The 14809-nt window shown below is 70.8% G+C and carries 15 protein-coding genes and 1 tRNA gene; 3 read left to right on the top strand and 13 right to left on the bottom strand.

Annotated features, from left to right (window positions below):
- Positions 1 to 131: 131 nt before the first annotated feature.
- The gene (locus DEIPH_RS09175) at positions 132 to 656 is read left to right on the top strand and encodes an AAA family ATPase (RefSeq protein WP_051517279.1); all 525 of its coding nucleotides are present in this window, start codon (positions 132 to 134) and stop codon (positions 654 to 656) included.
- Between the two features lie 69 nt (positions 657 to 725).
- Here DEIPH_RS09175 and DEIPH_RS09170 read toward each other — a convergent pair whose 3' ends face one another.
- The 3 genes from DEIPH_RS09170 to trmH all read right to left on the bottom strand — a co-directional run bounded on the left by DEIPH_RS09170 (position 726) and on the right by trmH (position 3685).
- The gene (locus DEIPH_RS09170) at positions 726 to 1955 is read right to left on the bottom strand and encodes a 2,3-bisphosphoglycerate-independent phosphoglycerate mutase (RefSeq protein WP_034357150.1); all 1230 of its coding nucleotides are present in this window, start codon (positions 1953 to 1955) and stop codon (positions 726 to 728) included.
- A 121-nt stretch (positions 1956 to 2076) separates the two neighbouring features.
- Positions 2077 to 2874, bottom strand: a complete 798-nt coding sequence (locus DEIPH_RS09165; protein ID WP_235183209.1) for a TerC family protein — start codon at positions 2872 to 2874, stop codon at positions 2077 to 2079.
- A gap of 160 nt (positions 2875 to 3034) precedes the next feature.
- Positions 3035 to 3685 carry a tRNA (guanosine(18)-2'-O)-methyltransferase TrmH gene (trmH, locus tag DEIPH_RS09160; protein WP_034357147.1) on the bottom strand — a complete coding sequence of 217 codons (651 nt, stop codon included), beginning with the start codon at positions 3683 to 3685 and terminating at the stop codon, positions 3035 to 3037.
- Positions 3686 to 3784: 99 nt separating this feature from the next.
- Between trmH and DEIPH_RS18790 the strand changes: the two genes are divergently transcribed.
- On the top strand, positions 3785 to 4555 hold the full coding sequence (locus tag DEIPH_RS18790) for a peptidoglycan-binding domain-containing protein (RefSeq protein WP_051517278.1): 771 nt from the start codon (positions 3785 to 3787) through the stop codon (positions 4553 to 4555).
- 241 nt (positions 4556 to 4796) lie between these two features.
- On the opposite strand, the gene DEIPH_RS09150 is transcribed toward DEIPH_RS18790, so the two are convergent.
- The 10 genes from DEIPH_RS09150 to DEIPH_RS09105 form a co-directional block, all read right to left on the bottom strand.
- Positions 4797 to 4873, bottom strand: a tRNA-Arg gene (locus DEIPH_RS09150).
- 126 nt (positions 4874 to 4999) lie between these two features.
- On the bottom strand, positions 5000 to 6403 hold the full coding sequence (gene lpdA / locus DEIPH_RS09145; RefSeq protein ID WP_034357145.1) for a dihydrolipoyl dehydrogenase: 1404 nt from the start codon (positions 6401 to 6403) through the stop codon (positions 5000 to 5002).
- Positions 6404 to 6514: 111 nt separating this feature from the next.
- On the bottom strand, positions 6515 to 7663 hold the full coding sequence (gene hemW / locus DEIPH_RS09140; RefSeq protein ID WP_034357143.1) for a radical SAM family heme chaperone HemW: 1149 nt from the start codon (positions 7661 to 7663) through the stop codon (positions 6515 to 6517).
- Between the two features lie 63 nt (positions 7664 to 7726).
- Positions 7727 to 8215: a hypothetical protein gene (locus tag DEIPH_RS09135; protein WP_034357141.1), complete on the bottom strand. Its 489-nt coding sequence runs from the start codon at positions 8213 to 8215 to the stop codon at positions 7727 to 7729.
- Positions 8216 to 8379: 164 nt separating this feature from the next.
- Positions 8380 to 8700 carry a hypothetical protein gene (locus tag DEIPH_RS09130; RefSeq protein WP_034357138.1) on the bottom strand — a complete coding sequence of 107 codons (321 nt, stop codon included), beginning with the start codon at positions 8698 to 8700 and terminating at the stop codon, positions 8380 to 8382.
- 74 nt (positions 8701 to 8774) lie between these two features.
- Positions 8775 to 10226 (bottom strand): phytoene desaturase family protein, encoded by a 1452-nt coding sequence (locus DEIPH_RS09125; RefSeq protein WP_034357135.1) that lies wholly within the window; start codon positions 10224 to 10226, stop codon positions 8775 to 8777.
- Complete coding sequence (locus DEIPH_RS09120) at positions 10223 to 11308, bottom strand: glycosyltransferase (RefSeq protein WP_034357133.1); 1086 nt, start codon at positions 11306 to 11308, stop codon at positions 10223 to 10225. Before DEIPH_RS09120 ends, DEIPH_RS09125 begins: the two co-directional genes overlap by 4 nt.
- Positions 11305 to 11979 (bottom strand): lysophospholipid acyltransferase family protein, encoded by a 675-nt coding sequence (locus DEIPH_RS09115; RefSeq protein WP_152544878.1) that lies wholly within the window; start codon positions 11977 to 11979, stop codon positions 11305 to 11307. Before DEIPH_RS09115 ends, DEIPH_RS09120 begins: the two co-directional genes overlap by 4 nt.
- The gene (locus DEIPH_RS09110; protein ID WP_034357130.1) at positions 11976 to 12938 is read right to left on the bottom strand and encodes a carotenoid biosynthesis protein; all 963 of its coding nucleotides are present in this window, start codon (positions 12936 to 12938) and stop codon (positions 11976 to 11978) included. The genes DEIPH_RS09115 and DEIPH_RS09110 overlap by 4 nt, the downstream gene beginning before the upstream one ends.
- Positions 12939 to 12996: 58 nt before the next feature.
- Positions 12997 to 14532, bottom strand: a complete 1536-nt coding sequence (locus DEIPH_RS09105) for a phytoene desaturase family protein (RefSeq protein WP_034357128.1) — start codon at positions 14530 to 14532, stop codon at positions 12997 to 12999.
- Positions 14533 to 14607: 75 nt separating this feature from the next.
- Between DEIPH_RS09105 and DEIPH_RS09100 the strand changes: the two genes are divergently transcribed.
- On the top strand, positions 14608 to 14796 hold the full coding sequence (locus tag DEIPH_RS09100; protein WP_034357125.1) for a hypothetical protein: 189 nt from the start codon (positions 14608 to 14610) through the stop codon (positions 14794 to 14796).
- Positions 14797 to 14809: the final 13 nt, after the last annotated feature.

The raw sequence follows: 14809 nt of genomic DNA, 5'->3' as shown, positions 1-14809 counted from the left end.
TTGGGAGTACGGCCTCATACCCCACCTTACGCCTCCGGCAACCTTTCTGCGCCCCGCCCTAGGGATTAGGCGTTAGGAAGGAGCCGGGGCATGGGCCTCGGCTCCTTTCGTTGATGGCTAAAGTGAGCCATATGCTTATCGTCTTCAGCGGGTTACCCGGGACAGGCAAAAGCACGCTGGCCCGTCAACTCGCGCAGGATGGGCGTGCAGTTTACCTGCGGGTGGATACGGTGGAGGCCGCGTTGATGAACGCTGGACACACGGGAATCACGGTTGAGGGCTACGCCGTGGAATATGCCATCGCCGCAGACAACCTGAAGCTGGGCCTGAATGTGGTGGTGGACTGCGTGAATCCGGTGGCCGCGACCCGGGACGCCTGGGCAGCTGTGGCCCGGCAAACCTCCACCCCCCTCGTGAACGTGGAGGTGGTCTGCTCGGACACAGGGGAGCATCGGCGGCGGGTGGAGGCCCGCTGGGAGGACCCGGAGCAGCACACGGGGAAGTGGTCCCCACCCGGTTGGCACGGCCTTCAGGAGTATGTCCGGAACTATGAACCCTGGCAGACGCCCCGGCGGGTGCTGGACACTTCAGCAGGAACGCCGCAGGACCATCTGACGGCCCTCCTCGCCTTGTTGGCCGCACCACAGGTTCTTTAACAACGCGGGGAAAGGCCCACCCGGACCCTTCCCCCTCTTTCCTAATCCCTAGCGCCTAACGCCTGCCCCTCACGCCCCGTACTTCTGCAACTTCAGCGCGTTCGCCATCAAGAGCGGCATGATATCGGTGCCCCTGCGCAGGCCCAGGCTGCCTTTCTGAGCTTCTTCCTCGGTGTAGCGGGCGGCAGCGTCCTTGCGCCCGTAGCGGCTCTGGATCAGCAGCGGAACCGGGTGCCAGGAGTGGCTGGCGAGCTTGCTGGGCGTGGAGTGGTCGCCCACGATACACAGCACGTCGGGCTGGAGGGCCAGCAGGTCGGGCAGCAGCGCGTCGAACAGCTCGATCTTCTTCACCTTGGCGGCGAAGTCACCGTCCTCGCCGGTGGAGTCGGTCTTCTTGACGTGCCAGTAGAAGAAGTCGTAGTTGTCCCAGTTCTCCCGCAGCGCGGCGACCTTGCCTGCCAGCGCGTCCTCCTCGCCCTCGACAGGCAGCACGTCCATGCCGACCAGGCTGGCAAGGCCCTTGTACATCGGGTAACTGGCGATGCAGGCGGCGCGGAGCTGGTAGATGTCGTCGAAGTTGGGGAAGTGCGGCACGTCGCTGTAACCCCGGAACAGCACGCCGTTGACCTGGGGTTCGTCCGCGAGGGCCGCCTCGGCGCGGGCCACGAACGCGTTCACCAGCTCGGCGGTGCGCTCGCTGGCGGGGTCGTGGGCGACCGCCACGTGCGGCGGCACCCCGGTCACCTGGGGGTCCACATCGCTGACGTTGGCCCCCAGCGGCGTGCCGGTCGCGCGGAAGACCACCACGAAGCGGTGTTCGGACTCGCTGTAGATCTCGACCGGGGTGCCGCCGATCTCGGGAATGGCGGCGCGCAGCTTAGCCACGATCTCGGCGTTCTTCTCGTTGCTGGGGCGGCCCGCGCGGCGGTCCACGATCAGGCGGCTCTGGCCGAGAGAGGCGAAGTTGCCGCGCACCGCCACATCGCCCGCATTCAGCTTCACGCCAATACCCACCGCCGACAAGGCCCCGCGCCCCACCACGTACTTGAGGGGATCGTACCCGAAGAGACTCAGGTGGCCGGGGCCGCTGCCGGGCGTGATGCCCGCCGCGACGAGTTCGGCCAGGCCCAGTTGCGACTGCACGGCCAGCGCGTCGAGATGGGGCGTCTGCGCGGTCGCCAGCTCGGTGTCGCCGTTCACCGTGAGGGGCAGCCCGCCCACCCCGTCCAGCACGACCATCAGGATCTTGCTGTCAGTCTTCTTGGCGAGGGGGCGAACAGTGTCGATCAGGTCGCTCATGCGGGTACTGTACCGCCCATGCTGCGGCAGGGTCGGGGGTGACGGAGGAAGGCAGCAGGCGGGCCGCCCCGGTGGTGGAGGCGGCCCCGAATGGTGCAGGCGAACGTCAGTGCCCGCTCAGTCAGTGTCCGTCGAGCTTGCCGTCCAGCGGATCGTTCGCGGCGGCGTCGAGGTCATGGCGGATGGTCTGCGCGTCGGCCTCGGCCACCGCGTCACTGACGGCGGCGCGGCGCATGGCAAAGAGGGTCCCGACCCCGGCGATCAGGCCCATGCCGGTCCAGAACAGCCAGGGCGGCATCATCACGTGCCACCCCAGGTGGTAGACCTCGCTGACCTGCTCGACCGTCTCGATGCCCAGCTTGAGGGCGATCCAGCCGATCAGGATGTAGGCCACGTCGTCCAGCGCGGGGAAGCGGTCGAGCAGCTTCAGGAAGAAGGTACTGGCGAACCTGACCAGTACCAGGCCCATCAGGCCGCCCGCCACCACGATCCAGAAGCCGGTCGAGGTGTCGCGCATGGCGGGCTTGAGCAGCGCCACACCGGCCAGGATCGAGTCCACGCTGAAGGCGAGGTTCACCAGGTTCAGGCTGATGACCACGTTCCAGAAACTGCCCGTCAGTTCCTTCGGCCCGTGCCCCTCGTCACGCCCTTTCTTGACGAAGTGGCTGATGACCAGATACGCCAGATACGCTGCGCCAAAGGCCCGCAGGAACCAGTATTTGATGATGAAGCTCGCCAGCAGCACGCCCAGCAGGCGCAGCGCCATCGCCCCCCACATCACGTAGGTCAGCGCCTTTTGCTGGAGGGCCGCCGGAAGGGGGCGCACCATGACGGCCATCACCAGCGCGTTGTCCGCCGACAGCAGGCCTTCGAGCACGGCCAGGGTCAGCAGGATGACGATAATTTCCGTGTTCAACACAGCACCTCTTGAGTCCGGACCTCATGGGTCCAGCGTGGTCCCGCCCCTGGCCCCTGAGGCCGGACGGACGTACGCCGCAGTCTACCTGCCCGTTTCCGGGGGATGCAGCGCACAGAACGCACACAATGCAACGCTTTTCCGCTCACACGTTCCCGCCGCCTCAGCGGATCATCTCGCCGGCCTCGTCCAGCGCCGGGTACGGTTCGCCGCGCTCACGGTAGCCGGGGGCCAGGTCGGGATAGGCCCACTCGAAGGCGAGGCGGTCCAGTTCAGCGGGCGTGAGCTGGGGCGCGGCGTACATCCCGGCGGCGAGGCGCTGCCGCTGCGCCTCAAACAGGATGGTGGCGGCGGCAACCGAGACGTTGAGGCTCTGCACCATGCCGAACATCGGGATGACGATGTTGGCGTCGGCGGCGTCGGCGGCCTCGTCCGACACACCCCATTTTTCCGCGCCGAGCAGCACGCAGGTGGGCCGGGTGTAGTCGGGTTCGCGGTAGTCCAGGCTGCGCTGCGAGAGGTGGGTGGCGAGCACCTGCACGCCCTGGGCCTGCAAGTCCCGCACGGCCACGACCGCATCGGGGTGTTTCTGAACGGCCACCCACTTGTGGGCGCTGCCGCTGGTGGCGTCGAAGGTGGGCAGCGCGCCGCTTTTGGGCGGAACGGCGTGGGCGGTCAGCACGCCCACCGCGTCACAGGTGCGCAGGACCGCGCTGAAGTTGTGAGGCTTGTTCACCTCGTCCATCAGCACGGTCAGCGTCGGCTGCCGCCTGCTCAACACGCGCCGGATCTTCTCGTACCGTTCGGGAGTCATCGGGGGGCCAGGGTAGCGCACTGCGGACCTCAAGTGGCCCTCAACCGGAAGCGGCCCCCGCCTCAGCCCCCGTCAGCTTGCACGTGCTAGCACTACCGCATGAAGCTCGCCGCTGCTCTGCTGGTCCCCCTGCTCGCCGCACCGGTCCTCGCCGCTCCTGGCAGCGGTGACGTGGAGCGGGCGGCGACGCGCACGGCACAGGCACTCGACGGGGTGCTGCGCAACTGTCCCCCCAGCTTCACCCGGATCGGCAGTCCACAGAAAAAATGCGTGGGTGCGGGGGGCACGGTCGAGCAGGCCCGCACGAAGCTTAGCGCTGCCCTGGGGGGCGAGCTGTACGGCGTCTGGCGCAGCCGCGACGATCAGCGCAGCGTGTACAACTGGCTGCGGACGCCCGGCGGCTACGTCTACCTGCGGCTGCAACCTGACCCGGAAGGCCGCGCGCAGACGCTGGTCTACCTCGATACGCCTCCCAGCGACGCCCCCGCCGCCACGGCGGCCCCCGCCCGTACCGGGAACACCAGACCTCCGACGGCCACGACGCGCCCCACGCCATCCCCGCCACAGGCTCCCGCCCAACGCCCGGCGGCCCGCACGCTGGCTCCCGTGCCGTTCACGCGCCCGCTGGCCCTGGCGACCCCACGCCTCAACGGCGCGGATGTACGGGCCGTGCAAAACCGCCTGATCGCCCTGACACGCCCGGGCAGCGGCGGACGCGGCGACGGCTGGTACGGTCCGGTCACGGCCGCCACCGTCCGCGCCTTCCAGGCCGCCAACGCCTTACCGGTGACGGGCCGGGTCGACCGCGCCACCTGGGACGCCCTGTTCAGCCACAGCGCCCGGACGTTTGCCGCCAGCGCCATCCGCTGAGGGCCGCCAGCCCAGCGCGCCCGCAGAAAAAAGCCCCCGGTTACAGGCCGGGAGCAGGAAGCCCGACTTCACCCGGCCGGGTTGAATTGTGGAACGTCCCTAGCGTAAAGGGCTACTTCCTGCTTCAGGTTTGTGCGGCGTCAGCAGACCTTCATCTCTGGCCGGGTCCCTGTCTCATCCTGGCCCCCACAAGGTCGAGGGGAAGCCGGTCTGCTCGACCACTTCCCCTCGGTAGCCCGGCTGGTGCGCTCGCCGCGATTCGAACGCGGGACCTGCCCCTTAGGAGGGGGCCGCTCTATCCAGCTGAGCTACGAGCGCGCAGCCGGGAGTATAGCAGGGCGAGGCCAGAGCGGGTGCAGCCCGGAAACGGTCCTGCCCTCCCGGCAAAGCAGCGGGAACCCTCTCCAGGCCCCCGCTGACAGCTGAACACTGACGGCTGAAGGCTTACCTGTTCATGATGTGAATGGCCTGCTTGTGCACCGACTCGGCGGCCTCCAGCACGGATTCCCCGAGGGTGGGGTGCGCGTGGATCGTGAGGGCGATGTCGCTGGCGGTGGCGGCCATCTCCAGCGCGAGGCTGGCCTCGCCCAGCATGTCCGAGGCGTGCGGGCCGACGATGTGGACGCCCAGCACCAGATCGGTGTCCTTTTCCACCACCATCTTCACGAAGCCGTCGGTCTGCTGCAACGTCATCGCGCGGCCCGAGGCGCTGAAGGGGAAGTTGCCGGTCTTGACCTCGTAGCCCTTGTCCTTCGCCTCGGCCTCGGTCAGGCCCACCCAGGCGAGTTCGGGGCTGGTGTACACCACGCCGGGGATGGCGACGGCGTCCTGTGCGGCGGGCTTCCCGGCGATCACCTCGGCGGCCACCAGGCCTTCCTTCATCGCCTTGTGCGCCAGCATCGGGTTTCCGGCCACGTCACCGATGGAGAAGATGTGCGGCACGTTGGTGCGCTGCTGCGCGTCGGCGGGAATGAAGCCCCGGTCGGTGACAGTCACGCCCGCCGCCTGCGCGTTCAGGCCGTCGGTGCGGGGGCGGCGGCCCACCGCGACCAGCACCCGGTCGAAGACCTCGGTGCGCTTCTCGCCGGTCTTCACGTTTTCCAGCTCGACGTGGATGCCGTCCGCCTTCTTCTCGGCCTTGTTGGCCTTGGTCTGCGTCTCGATCTCGATGCCCTGCTTCTTCATCGCCTTGCTGAATTCCTTGACCGCGTCGGCGTCGGCGCCGGGGATGATGTTAGGCAGGAACTCGATGACCTTGACCTTGGAGCCGAGGTTGTTGTACACGTGCGCGAACTCGAAGCCGATCACGCCGCCGCCCACGCACAGCATCCGCGCGGGGACGGGATCGGGCACGACCAGCGCGCCGGTGCTGTCCACGATGTGCTGCTGGTCCACGTCCAGCCCCGGCAGCCGGGCGGGTTCGGAGCCGGTGGCGATGATGACGTTCGCCGCCGTGTAGGTCTTGTCGCCCACCTTGACGGTGTGGGGGTCCACGAAGCTGGCTTGCCCGGTCAGGTGCGTGACCTTGTTGGCCTTGAACAGCGCGCCCACGCCGCCGGTCAGTTTCTTGACGATGCCTTCCTTCCAGCCGTTGAGCTGCGCCACGTTCAGCCGCTGCTCGCCGAAGGTCAGGCCGAAGTCGGCGGCGTGCCGGGCGGCAGCCATCATCTCGCCCGCGTGCAGCAGCGCTTTCGTGGGAATGCAGCCCACGTTCAGGCACACGCCGCCCAGCGCTTCCCGCTCGGCACAGGCGACCTTCAGGCCCAGTTGCGCGGCGCGAATCGCGGCGTGGTAGCCGCCCGGCCCGGCCCCGATCACGAGAAGGTCAAAGTCCATCTGTTTGGTCATAGAGGCAGTCTAACGCCCGTTCAGGAGCGGTCAGCCACACGCGCAGGATAGCTGGACGGGGTTCATTGACAACCCACACTGGTGGGTGTGGAGCAGGCGTGGTGGGGTCCCTCAGGCCTCCAGAAAATCCGTCACCACCCGGTTGAGCGTCCACCAGCCCTGCGGGGTGGCGCGCAGGTGGTCGCCCTCCAGCGTCAGCAGCCCCAGGCGCACATTCGCGGCAATGGCCCCGGCGTAGCGCTCCCGCACGTCCAGACCGCTGCGGCGCGTCAGGTCGGCCAGGTTCACGCCCGCCCGCAGCCTCAGCCCCATAAAGAGCGCGTCGGTGACGTATTCCTCGGCGTCGATGGGCTGCACCTCGCCCGCCGCGCCCGTCAGCCAGTCGTGGAGGTGGGGGTTGGTGCGGCGGGTGGTCAGGAGGTTATGGGGTGTGGGGTGTGGCGTGTGGGGGAGGCGCCCCGCCGGATAATGCCCCGCTGCTCCCGGTCCCAGGCCCAGGTAGGTGCGGCCCAGCCAGTAGGCGAGGTTGTGGCGCGATTCCTGGCCGGGCCGCGCGTAGTTGCTCACCTCGTAGCGGGTGAAGCCGAGCTGGCCCAGCAGCGCCTCCGTCTGCTCGAAGCCCGCGCGCTCGTCGTCCTCCTCCACGGTCACGCCCCGGCGGGCGAACTCGGTGCCCGGCTCGATGGTGAGGGTGTAGGCGCTGACGTGCCCCACGCCCAGGTCCACCAGCCCGCGAATATCGCTTTCGAGGGGTTGCCCCGACACGGCGGTGATCAGGTCGCCGCTGACGCGAAAGCCGGTGCCGACCAGGGTCGTCACGGCCTCCCGCGCCTGCCGCGCATCATGCTGGCGGCCCAGGAACTTCAGGGTGGCGTCGTCGAGGCTCTGGACGCCCACAGAAGCGCGGTCAAAGCCCAGGTCACGCCACAGCGCCGCCCGGTCCACGCTGACCGTGCCGGGGTTGATCTCCAGCGTGTTTTCCAGGCGGCCCCAGCCCAGGTGCCGGCGGACGCTCCCGGCCAGCGCCGTGATTTCCGCGTCCCGCAGGAAACTGGGCGTGCCCCCCCCGATATAGACCGTGTCGAGGTCCACCGCGTACTCGCCCGCCAGCCGCGCGGCTTCGTCCTCCACCCGTTCCAGGTACTGTTCGACCAGTCCGGCCCGGCGCGTCAGCACATGAAAGTCGCAGTACGGGCAGATGCTGGGGCAGAACGGCACGTGAACGTAGAGGTGGCGGACAGTCGGGTGGGGGGCGGTCACGGGGGCAGGGTACGCGGGAAGAGGGCGGCGGGAGGCGGTGAAGGTTGCGTTTGCCTCCCTGCGCTACCGCCCGTGCGGCGTCGAGTCCATCCAGGCTTCCAGAGCGGCCCGCACGCCGTCCGGGGTCGTCACGGCCACCGGCACGCCCAGCGAGGCGGCGGCACTGGCGGCCTCGTTCGCGCCCGGCTCGCCCTGGGCGCCCAGCACGCCCTGCCAGGCCGGGAACGCTCCTCCCTCGCGGTACTCGGCCCCGCCCGCGTCCTCCACCCGGCATTCGGGGACGGTCACGGCGGGGCCGGAAGGCAGCGCACGCGGCGCGACGACCAGCACGCCGCGCGGTGCCCGGTCATGCAGGGCGGCGAGCAGCGGCGTCACGCCGTCGTGGACGAGCAGGTCCACCCGGCCCTTGCCGTCCAGCGCCGCGAGTTGAGAAGGGACATCCGCCGCGAGTTCGGGGGGGGCGGCGACCAGCCAGCGGTGCCCGCCCGCCCGGCCCTCGAAGCCGGCCAGGGCCGAGCCGTACACGTCCGTCCAGGTGCGCGTGTGCTTCATGCGGGCCAGGATACGGTGAACGTTCGTCGGTCATCGCCCGGGACGACGAACGCTACAGGCTCAGGAAAACACCGGAGTACAGCTCCAGCCTTTCCCTTCTTGCCAAAGCGTGGCTGTAAAAGAGCGCCCTTGCGGACGCCCAACTGGGGATGGTGGGGGTGGCCCTACTGGGTGCAGCCCTTCGCCGCATATACCTGATTCAGTTTGGCCGTGCGCTCATCGGCAGCCTTCTGAACCTGATCATTGGTGTACTCGTTGGCCAGGACACCCGGGATAAAGAAGATCGCCCAGGCGATGTTCTGACCGCTCAGGCCACGGTTTTTTCCGGCTTCCTCGCGCGCCTTCTGCGCACGGGCAATCTCGTCCTTGATCTCGAGGCACGAGAGTTCACTGTCGGGCTTCTGCGCGTTGGGGTTGTAGCGGGGTGCGCAGGAGGCCAGGCTCAGGGCGACAGTACCGGTGAGAAGCAGCAGAACTTTTTTCATTTTTCCCTCCACTTCCTCATATAGCATTCAGGAAGAGAGTTGTCATCCACAGTTGAGGCATTCGCAAAAAGACCTCACCCCCCTCCGTCCCACCCCTCCCCTTCCCCCGGCACGCGGAAGCCGTCCAGGGCGTCATAGGGCAGGCCCAGCAGCTGGCCCGCGCCGTTCCAGCCGCTCAGGAGCGAGAGGGGCACGCCCCCGCCGGGGTGGACGGTGCCGCCGACCTGCACGAGATTTCGCGCGGCGGGGAGCGTCCAGCCGGGGCGCAGGCTCCCGGCCAGCCCGTGTGGGGCGCGGCCATACAGGGCGCCCGACTGCCCCGTGCGGGCGTAGTCGGCGGGCGAAAGCGGCCGCCACTCGGTCACGCCGAGCGGAAAGCGGGCCTGCAACCGCTCCAGCAGAAAAGCACCGTAGCCGTAGGGGTCGCCGGTCACGGCAGGGTCGGGCGGCGCGTTGACCAGCAAAAAGGCGCGGTCGCCGTCGAGGTGCAAGTACAGGGTGGGGTCGCGGGGCAGCCGCCCGGACCGGATGTCGCGCCACTCGCGGGCGTAGTCGGCGGGCCAGAGGACGTGGTGGGCGCGGCCCCGGTCTTCCGGCAGGCGCAGTTGCAGCGCGAAGCCGCTGAGGCCGCGCGGCGCGGGGTCGGCGGGCAGCCCCAGCCAGCGGCGCGTGAGGGCACGGTCGGCGGCGCTGACCCAGGCGTCGGCGGCGAAGGCGCCCCGGTCCGTGTGCGCCCCCAGCACCCGGCTCCCGTGCGTGATGAGGTGCTGCACCTCCGTCCCGAACTCGAAGCGCACGCCCAGCGCCTCCGCCCGCTCGCGCAGCTGCTCGGCGAGGGCGGCCAGCCCCCCCGCCAGATGCCACACGCCGTAGCCCAGCTCCACCCAGGCCACGTTGTGCAGCACGGCGGGCGCGCGGTAGGGGTCGGCCCCCAGGTACGTGGCGAAGCGCAACCAGAAGGGGGTCAGGAAGGGACCGCTCCGCACGAACCGCGCGAGGCTGGCCCAGGGCGCGGCCCGCCGCCCACGCGTCAGGGCATACCGGGCCAGGGCGGCGCGGCCCGGCGGCGGCGCGAACAGGAAGGTCGGCGCGGCGTCCAGATACATCCGGCGCGAGGCGGCCAGCAGCCGGGCATAGTCGCGGCCCTCCCGGCGGGAGAGTTGCGCGAGCGTGGGTTCCAGACTTCCGGCGACGTGCAGGGCCTCGGGCGCGAAGGTGCGGCCCCGGAGGTCCTGGTAGGTGGTCGTGGGGTGCGCGGCCTCCAGCCCCGGCAGGGGCACCCCCACCCGCTCGTACAGGGCGCGGAACACCTGGGGCATGGTCACGACGGTCGGGCCGCTGGAAAAGTCGGCGTAACCCAGGGCCGCCTTGCCACCCGCCCGGTCCAGGTGGTCCAGCACGGTCACGCGCGCCCCCGCTCCCGCCAGCCGCAGGGCCGCCGCCAGCCCCGCAAAGCCCGCACCGACGACGGCGACATGGTCTGGAACGCGCGCGGTGTTCCGCGCCTGCCGCCCCTGCCCCCTCACGGCGGGTACTCCCGGCCCTTCCAGCTCACCCGGCGGCGCAGGGCGCGCAGGTAGACGGGCAGCGCCAGCAGCGGCGTGACCGGCCCCAGGAAGCCTTCCGCGAGGTCGGCGGGTGTGCGGCGTCCCGTAAGGCGGTTCACCAGGGCACGTTCCAGCAGGCCCGCCGCACGCAGCGCGGTCAGGCCACGCCAGCGGCGGGCGGGCAGCAGCCAGGGCAGCGTGTAGGCCGCGAGGTGCCAGGCGGCGGAGAGCAGCAGCAGCGTCCGCGACCGCCCATGAACCGCCGCCGCGTTCTTTCCGAAACCCGCGACCGATTCCGGGTAGCTGCGGTACATCCGCACGCCCACACAGCGCTGCCCCAGCGCCAGGGCCAGCCGCCCACCCCGCGCCTTGAGACGCCCGGCAAAGGCCACGTCTTCCAGCAGTTCGGCGCGGACCAGGGCGTGGCCCCCCACCCGCTCATAGGCCTCCCGCCGGAAGGCCATCAGCTGCCCGTTGGCGGCGGCGGCGCTGGGGTGCGGAAAGCGCAGCAGCGGCGCAGGCAGCAGCGTGAGCAGCACGTCGTCCACCAGCGGCGTGAGGAGCCGTTCGCCGGGCGTCACGTTGAGCTGGCGGGGATACACGCTGAGCAGGTCGGCCCGCGAGCGCGCCAGCTCGTGCAGCACCGCCCCGAGCGCCCCCGGCTGCCAGAACACGTCGGCATCGGTGAAGATCAGCACGTCCCCGCTCGCCGCCCGCGCGAGTTGCTGACAGGCCCAGGGTTTGCCGTGCCACCCGGCGGGGAGAGGCTGGCCGGACACGACCCGCGCCCCCAGCCGCCGGGCCACCGGTGCGGTGCCGTCGCTGCTGCCGTCGTCCAGCACCAGCACCTCGTGCGCGCCCTGGGCCAGCAGGCCGGGCAGCGTGTGGGGGAGGTTGTGCACCTCGTTGCGCGCGGGCACCAGCAGCGAGACGCGGGGTCCAGCGGGCGTGGGCCGGGGCCGCAGCCGGGGAAAGGTCAGGGCGTTGACGAGCAGCGCCGCCGCCTTGACCGCGAAGAACCCGCCCGCCGCGAGCCGGTAGCCGCGCCAGAGCCCGCTCACCGGTCCCCCGTAAGCCGCTTCAGGGCGCGGCTGGGCCAGTCCAGTCGGCCAGAACCCAGCCGCCCGGGACTGCTGGCCCGCCCCCCCGTGAGGCGCAGGTATCCGGCCAGCGGCTCTTCCGGGTCACTGCCCGCCAGGTCGGCGTCCAGCGCGGCCAGTTCTGCCGCGAGGCCCGCCGCGAGGCCCGGCCCGGACACCGCCGGCCCGAAGCGGAGATACGCCTCTGGATGTTGCCCGCCCCGCAGGAGCACCCGCAGCGCGACGGGCACGAGGGGCACCCCCGCCGTCCGGGCCGTCCAGGCCGCGCCGGGTTTCAGCGCCCGCAAAGGCCCGGCAGGCTGAATGGCCCCCTCCGGGAAGACCACCACCCACGCGCCCGCCCGCGCCGCCCGCACGGCAACACGCACCTCCCCCGCGCCCAGCGCCCCGACGCGGCGCAGGAAGGGGAAGCGGGCCAGTTGCCGCTCCGTCATCAGCACGCGGAAGCCGGCGCCCATGGTCCAGGCCACCTCGCGCAGCACGTAGCCGTCCCACCAGGACTGGTGGTTGGGGGCCAGCACCGCACCTCCGTCCGGCAACGGCCCATGCACCCAGATCCCGCCCAGTCCGGTGCGTACGCTGCGGCGGATACTGGCGCGCAGCAGGACGGCCACCGGGTCCGGGCGGCTCACTTCTTCCCCCGCACGGCCCACGCCAGGGCCAGCGCCCCCAGCATCGCCGCGAGCGTCACCGCCGCCTCCCGGGACCGGCCCACCAGCACGAGGCCACCGGGCAGAAAGAACATCTCGGTGGGGTACGCGGCGGCGAAGGTCAGGCGGGAGAGGGAGAGGTCGGCGGTTGATCCCCCCTGCACCGGCCAGTCCCCGCCCCGCCGCCCCGACAGTCCCGGCGCGATTTGCATGAAGGCCCAACTCAAACCCGATCCGACCACCCACCAGCCCAGGAAGTTCTGCACCGGCGCACCCGCCCACAGGGGCGCGGGGTCGCTCCAGCGCCAGTAGCGTTCGGCCGTCATCAGCGGTTCCAGGCCCACGTCCCAGGCGACCAGCAGCAGGCCCGCCAGCCCCGCCCGGCCCCCGGCCAGCACGGTGGCCGCGAGCGTCAGGGCAAACCACCCCAGCGGCACGAGCAGCGGCACGCCGAGCAGGGTGGGCGCGGGCGAGGTCGCGTAGGAATACACGCCGAAGGGAAAGCCCGTCCGGCTCCCCAGCAGTTCCACGCCCAGGCCCACGCCGAAGGCCAGCGCCGCCAGCACGCTTGCCCGCCGCACCCCGGTCCTTTCCCAGGCGTAAGCGAGGGCAGCCAGAAACAGCGCCCCCGTACTCAGCAGCGCCAGCAGCGGAAAGCCCCCCGGCCAGAGAGGCACCGGGATATGCAGCGCCGCATACAGGACCGTCAGCCACAGCCAGGGCCGCATCTGGGCGGCGAGACCGTGTGCCCGCCGCCGCAGCGTTGCCGCGAAGTCGCCGCCCAGCGCGTCGCCCGCGAGGGCCAGCACCGGCGCGAGCGGCAGCCCCAGCGCAATCAGCAGCCAGCCGCCCGGCCCGGCCCGGAGGACCAGCAGCGCCCCCAGGAAGGCCGCCCCCAGCGCCGCCAGGGCCAGACCGCCGCGCAGGAGGCCCGGCGTCACGCGGCCCGGCTCCCGGCGCGGGGGGCACAGGGGCGGCGCGCGCCCACCTGCGGCCCCCTCACCGCCACCCCCGCCGCGTCAGGTCCTTCACCAGCACCCGCGCCGCGTTTCGCCCCGAGGCGCCCATGATGCCGCCGCCCGGGTGGGTACTCGCGCCCGTGAGGTACAGCCCCCGCACCCCCGGCCAGCGGTACTGGCTGGCCGACATCCAGGGGCGGAAGGCGAACATCTGGTCGAAACTCATCTCCAGGTGCATCACGTTGCCCCGGTACAGGCCCAGTTCCCGTTCGAGCCACGGCGGCGTCTGCACCAGCTCGCCCACGATGGTGTCGCGCGTGCCCGGCGCGTAATGCTCGAAGGCGCGCAGGATGTTTTCCCGCGCCTCGGCGGTGCGCGTCTCCCAGCTTCCCGACGCCAGCTCGTAGGGGTAATACTGCGCCCACAGCCACAGCACCTCCCCGCCGGGGGGAGCCAGGCTGTCGTCCACGGCGGAAAAGCTCATGGCGATCAGCGGCGGATCGGTGGTCGGTTCGCCCGCCAGGTATTCGCCGTAGCCCTTCAGGAGTTGCCGCTCGTTTTTAATCAGCAGGCCCAGCCCCACCCGGCTCTCCGGTTCGGTGTGCCGGCGGTAGCGCACCCGCTCACTGAGGGCCAGCCGCAGCACCATGCCGAAGCCGTTGCCCACGCGCACGCGGCGGGCGGCCTCCGGGACATGTTCGGGCGACAGCGCTCCCGCCGTCGTGAGGACGTGGGTCCCCGAAACCACCGCGCGCGCCGTATACGTCTCGCCGTTTTCCAGCTCGATTCCCTGCGCCTTTCCGCCCTTCACCAGGATGCGTTTCACGGGCGCGTCGGTAAAGACCTGGCCGCCGTCCGCCTCCACGGCCCGGCGCAGAGCCTTGGTCAGTCCGCCGCTGCCCCCCTTGGGCCGCGCCACCCCGCCCTCGTGGTAGAGGGGGTGCCACAGCAAGAAAGGCGCACTGAGGGGGTCCGACGGCGGCGGGCCGCTCTGCGCGGCCATCCAGGTCAGCGGCGCGCGCACCCGCTCCTCTGAAAAATACTCGCGGGCCACGTCGCCGTAAGGGCGCAGGATGCGGGAAAGCTGCGCCTGCCAGTCCTTCCCCTGGCCGCTTCCCCGCACCATCTTGCCCATTTCCAGCGGGCCGGGGGCCGAGTTGAAGAGGTCGGCCACGCTGCGGGCAAAGGGCGTCCAGTCGTCCAGAAAGCGGCGGTACGCCTCGCCCTGGCCGGGGAAGAGGGCTTCGAGTTCGCGCGCCGTGCGCTCGGCGTCGCGCCAGACGAACCAGGGCGTCTCGCCGTCCGAGGCATGAAACATCGGGTCGACTTCCAGGTAGTGCAGGCCGTGGCGGGTCAGTTCCAGCTCGCGCACCACGGGCGTCATGCGGATCAGGATGTGGGCGCTGCCGCCGTAGTCGAAGCGGTAGCCGGGCACCAGTTCCTCGGTGCTGACGGCCCCCCCGACGAGATGCCGCCGCTCGAAGACGCCGACGCGCAGCCCGGCTTTCGCGGCGTAGGCAGCCGTCACCAGAGCGTTGTGGCCCGCGCCCATCACCAAAACGTCAAAGTCCGGCATCGCCTGAATCCTGCCACGCGGGGCGGGGGGGGAACGGTCAGGAATGCGGCAGACCCCGCAGGGTACGCTGTGCCCATGTTCGGTCGCCGCGTGCCCCCCCACATCGTGTTTCTGCTGAGCCTCGTGCTGGCCGTGCTGTGCGGCGTGGCCGCCTTCCGCTACCTGCGGGTGGACAACTGGCTGCCGGGGCTGCTGTGGGGCGCGGTCGCCGTGTGGTTCCTGGTGGACGCCGTGCGCGCCTACGGGTGGCGGAAAAAGCCCTAGCGGGGCCAGCCCG

The sequence above is a fragment of the Deinococcus phoenicis genome (assembly GCF_000599865.1).
Classification (GTDB): domain Bacteria; phylum Deinococcota; class Deinococci; order Deinococcales; family Deinococcaceae; genus Deinococcus; species Deinococcus phoenicis.
Note: the sequence above shows the minus strand (reverse complement) of the source record. Positions and strands in the feature narration are given on the sequence as shown.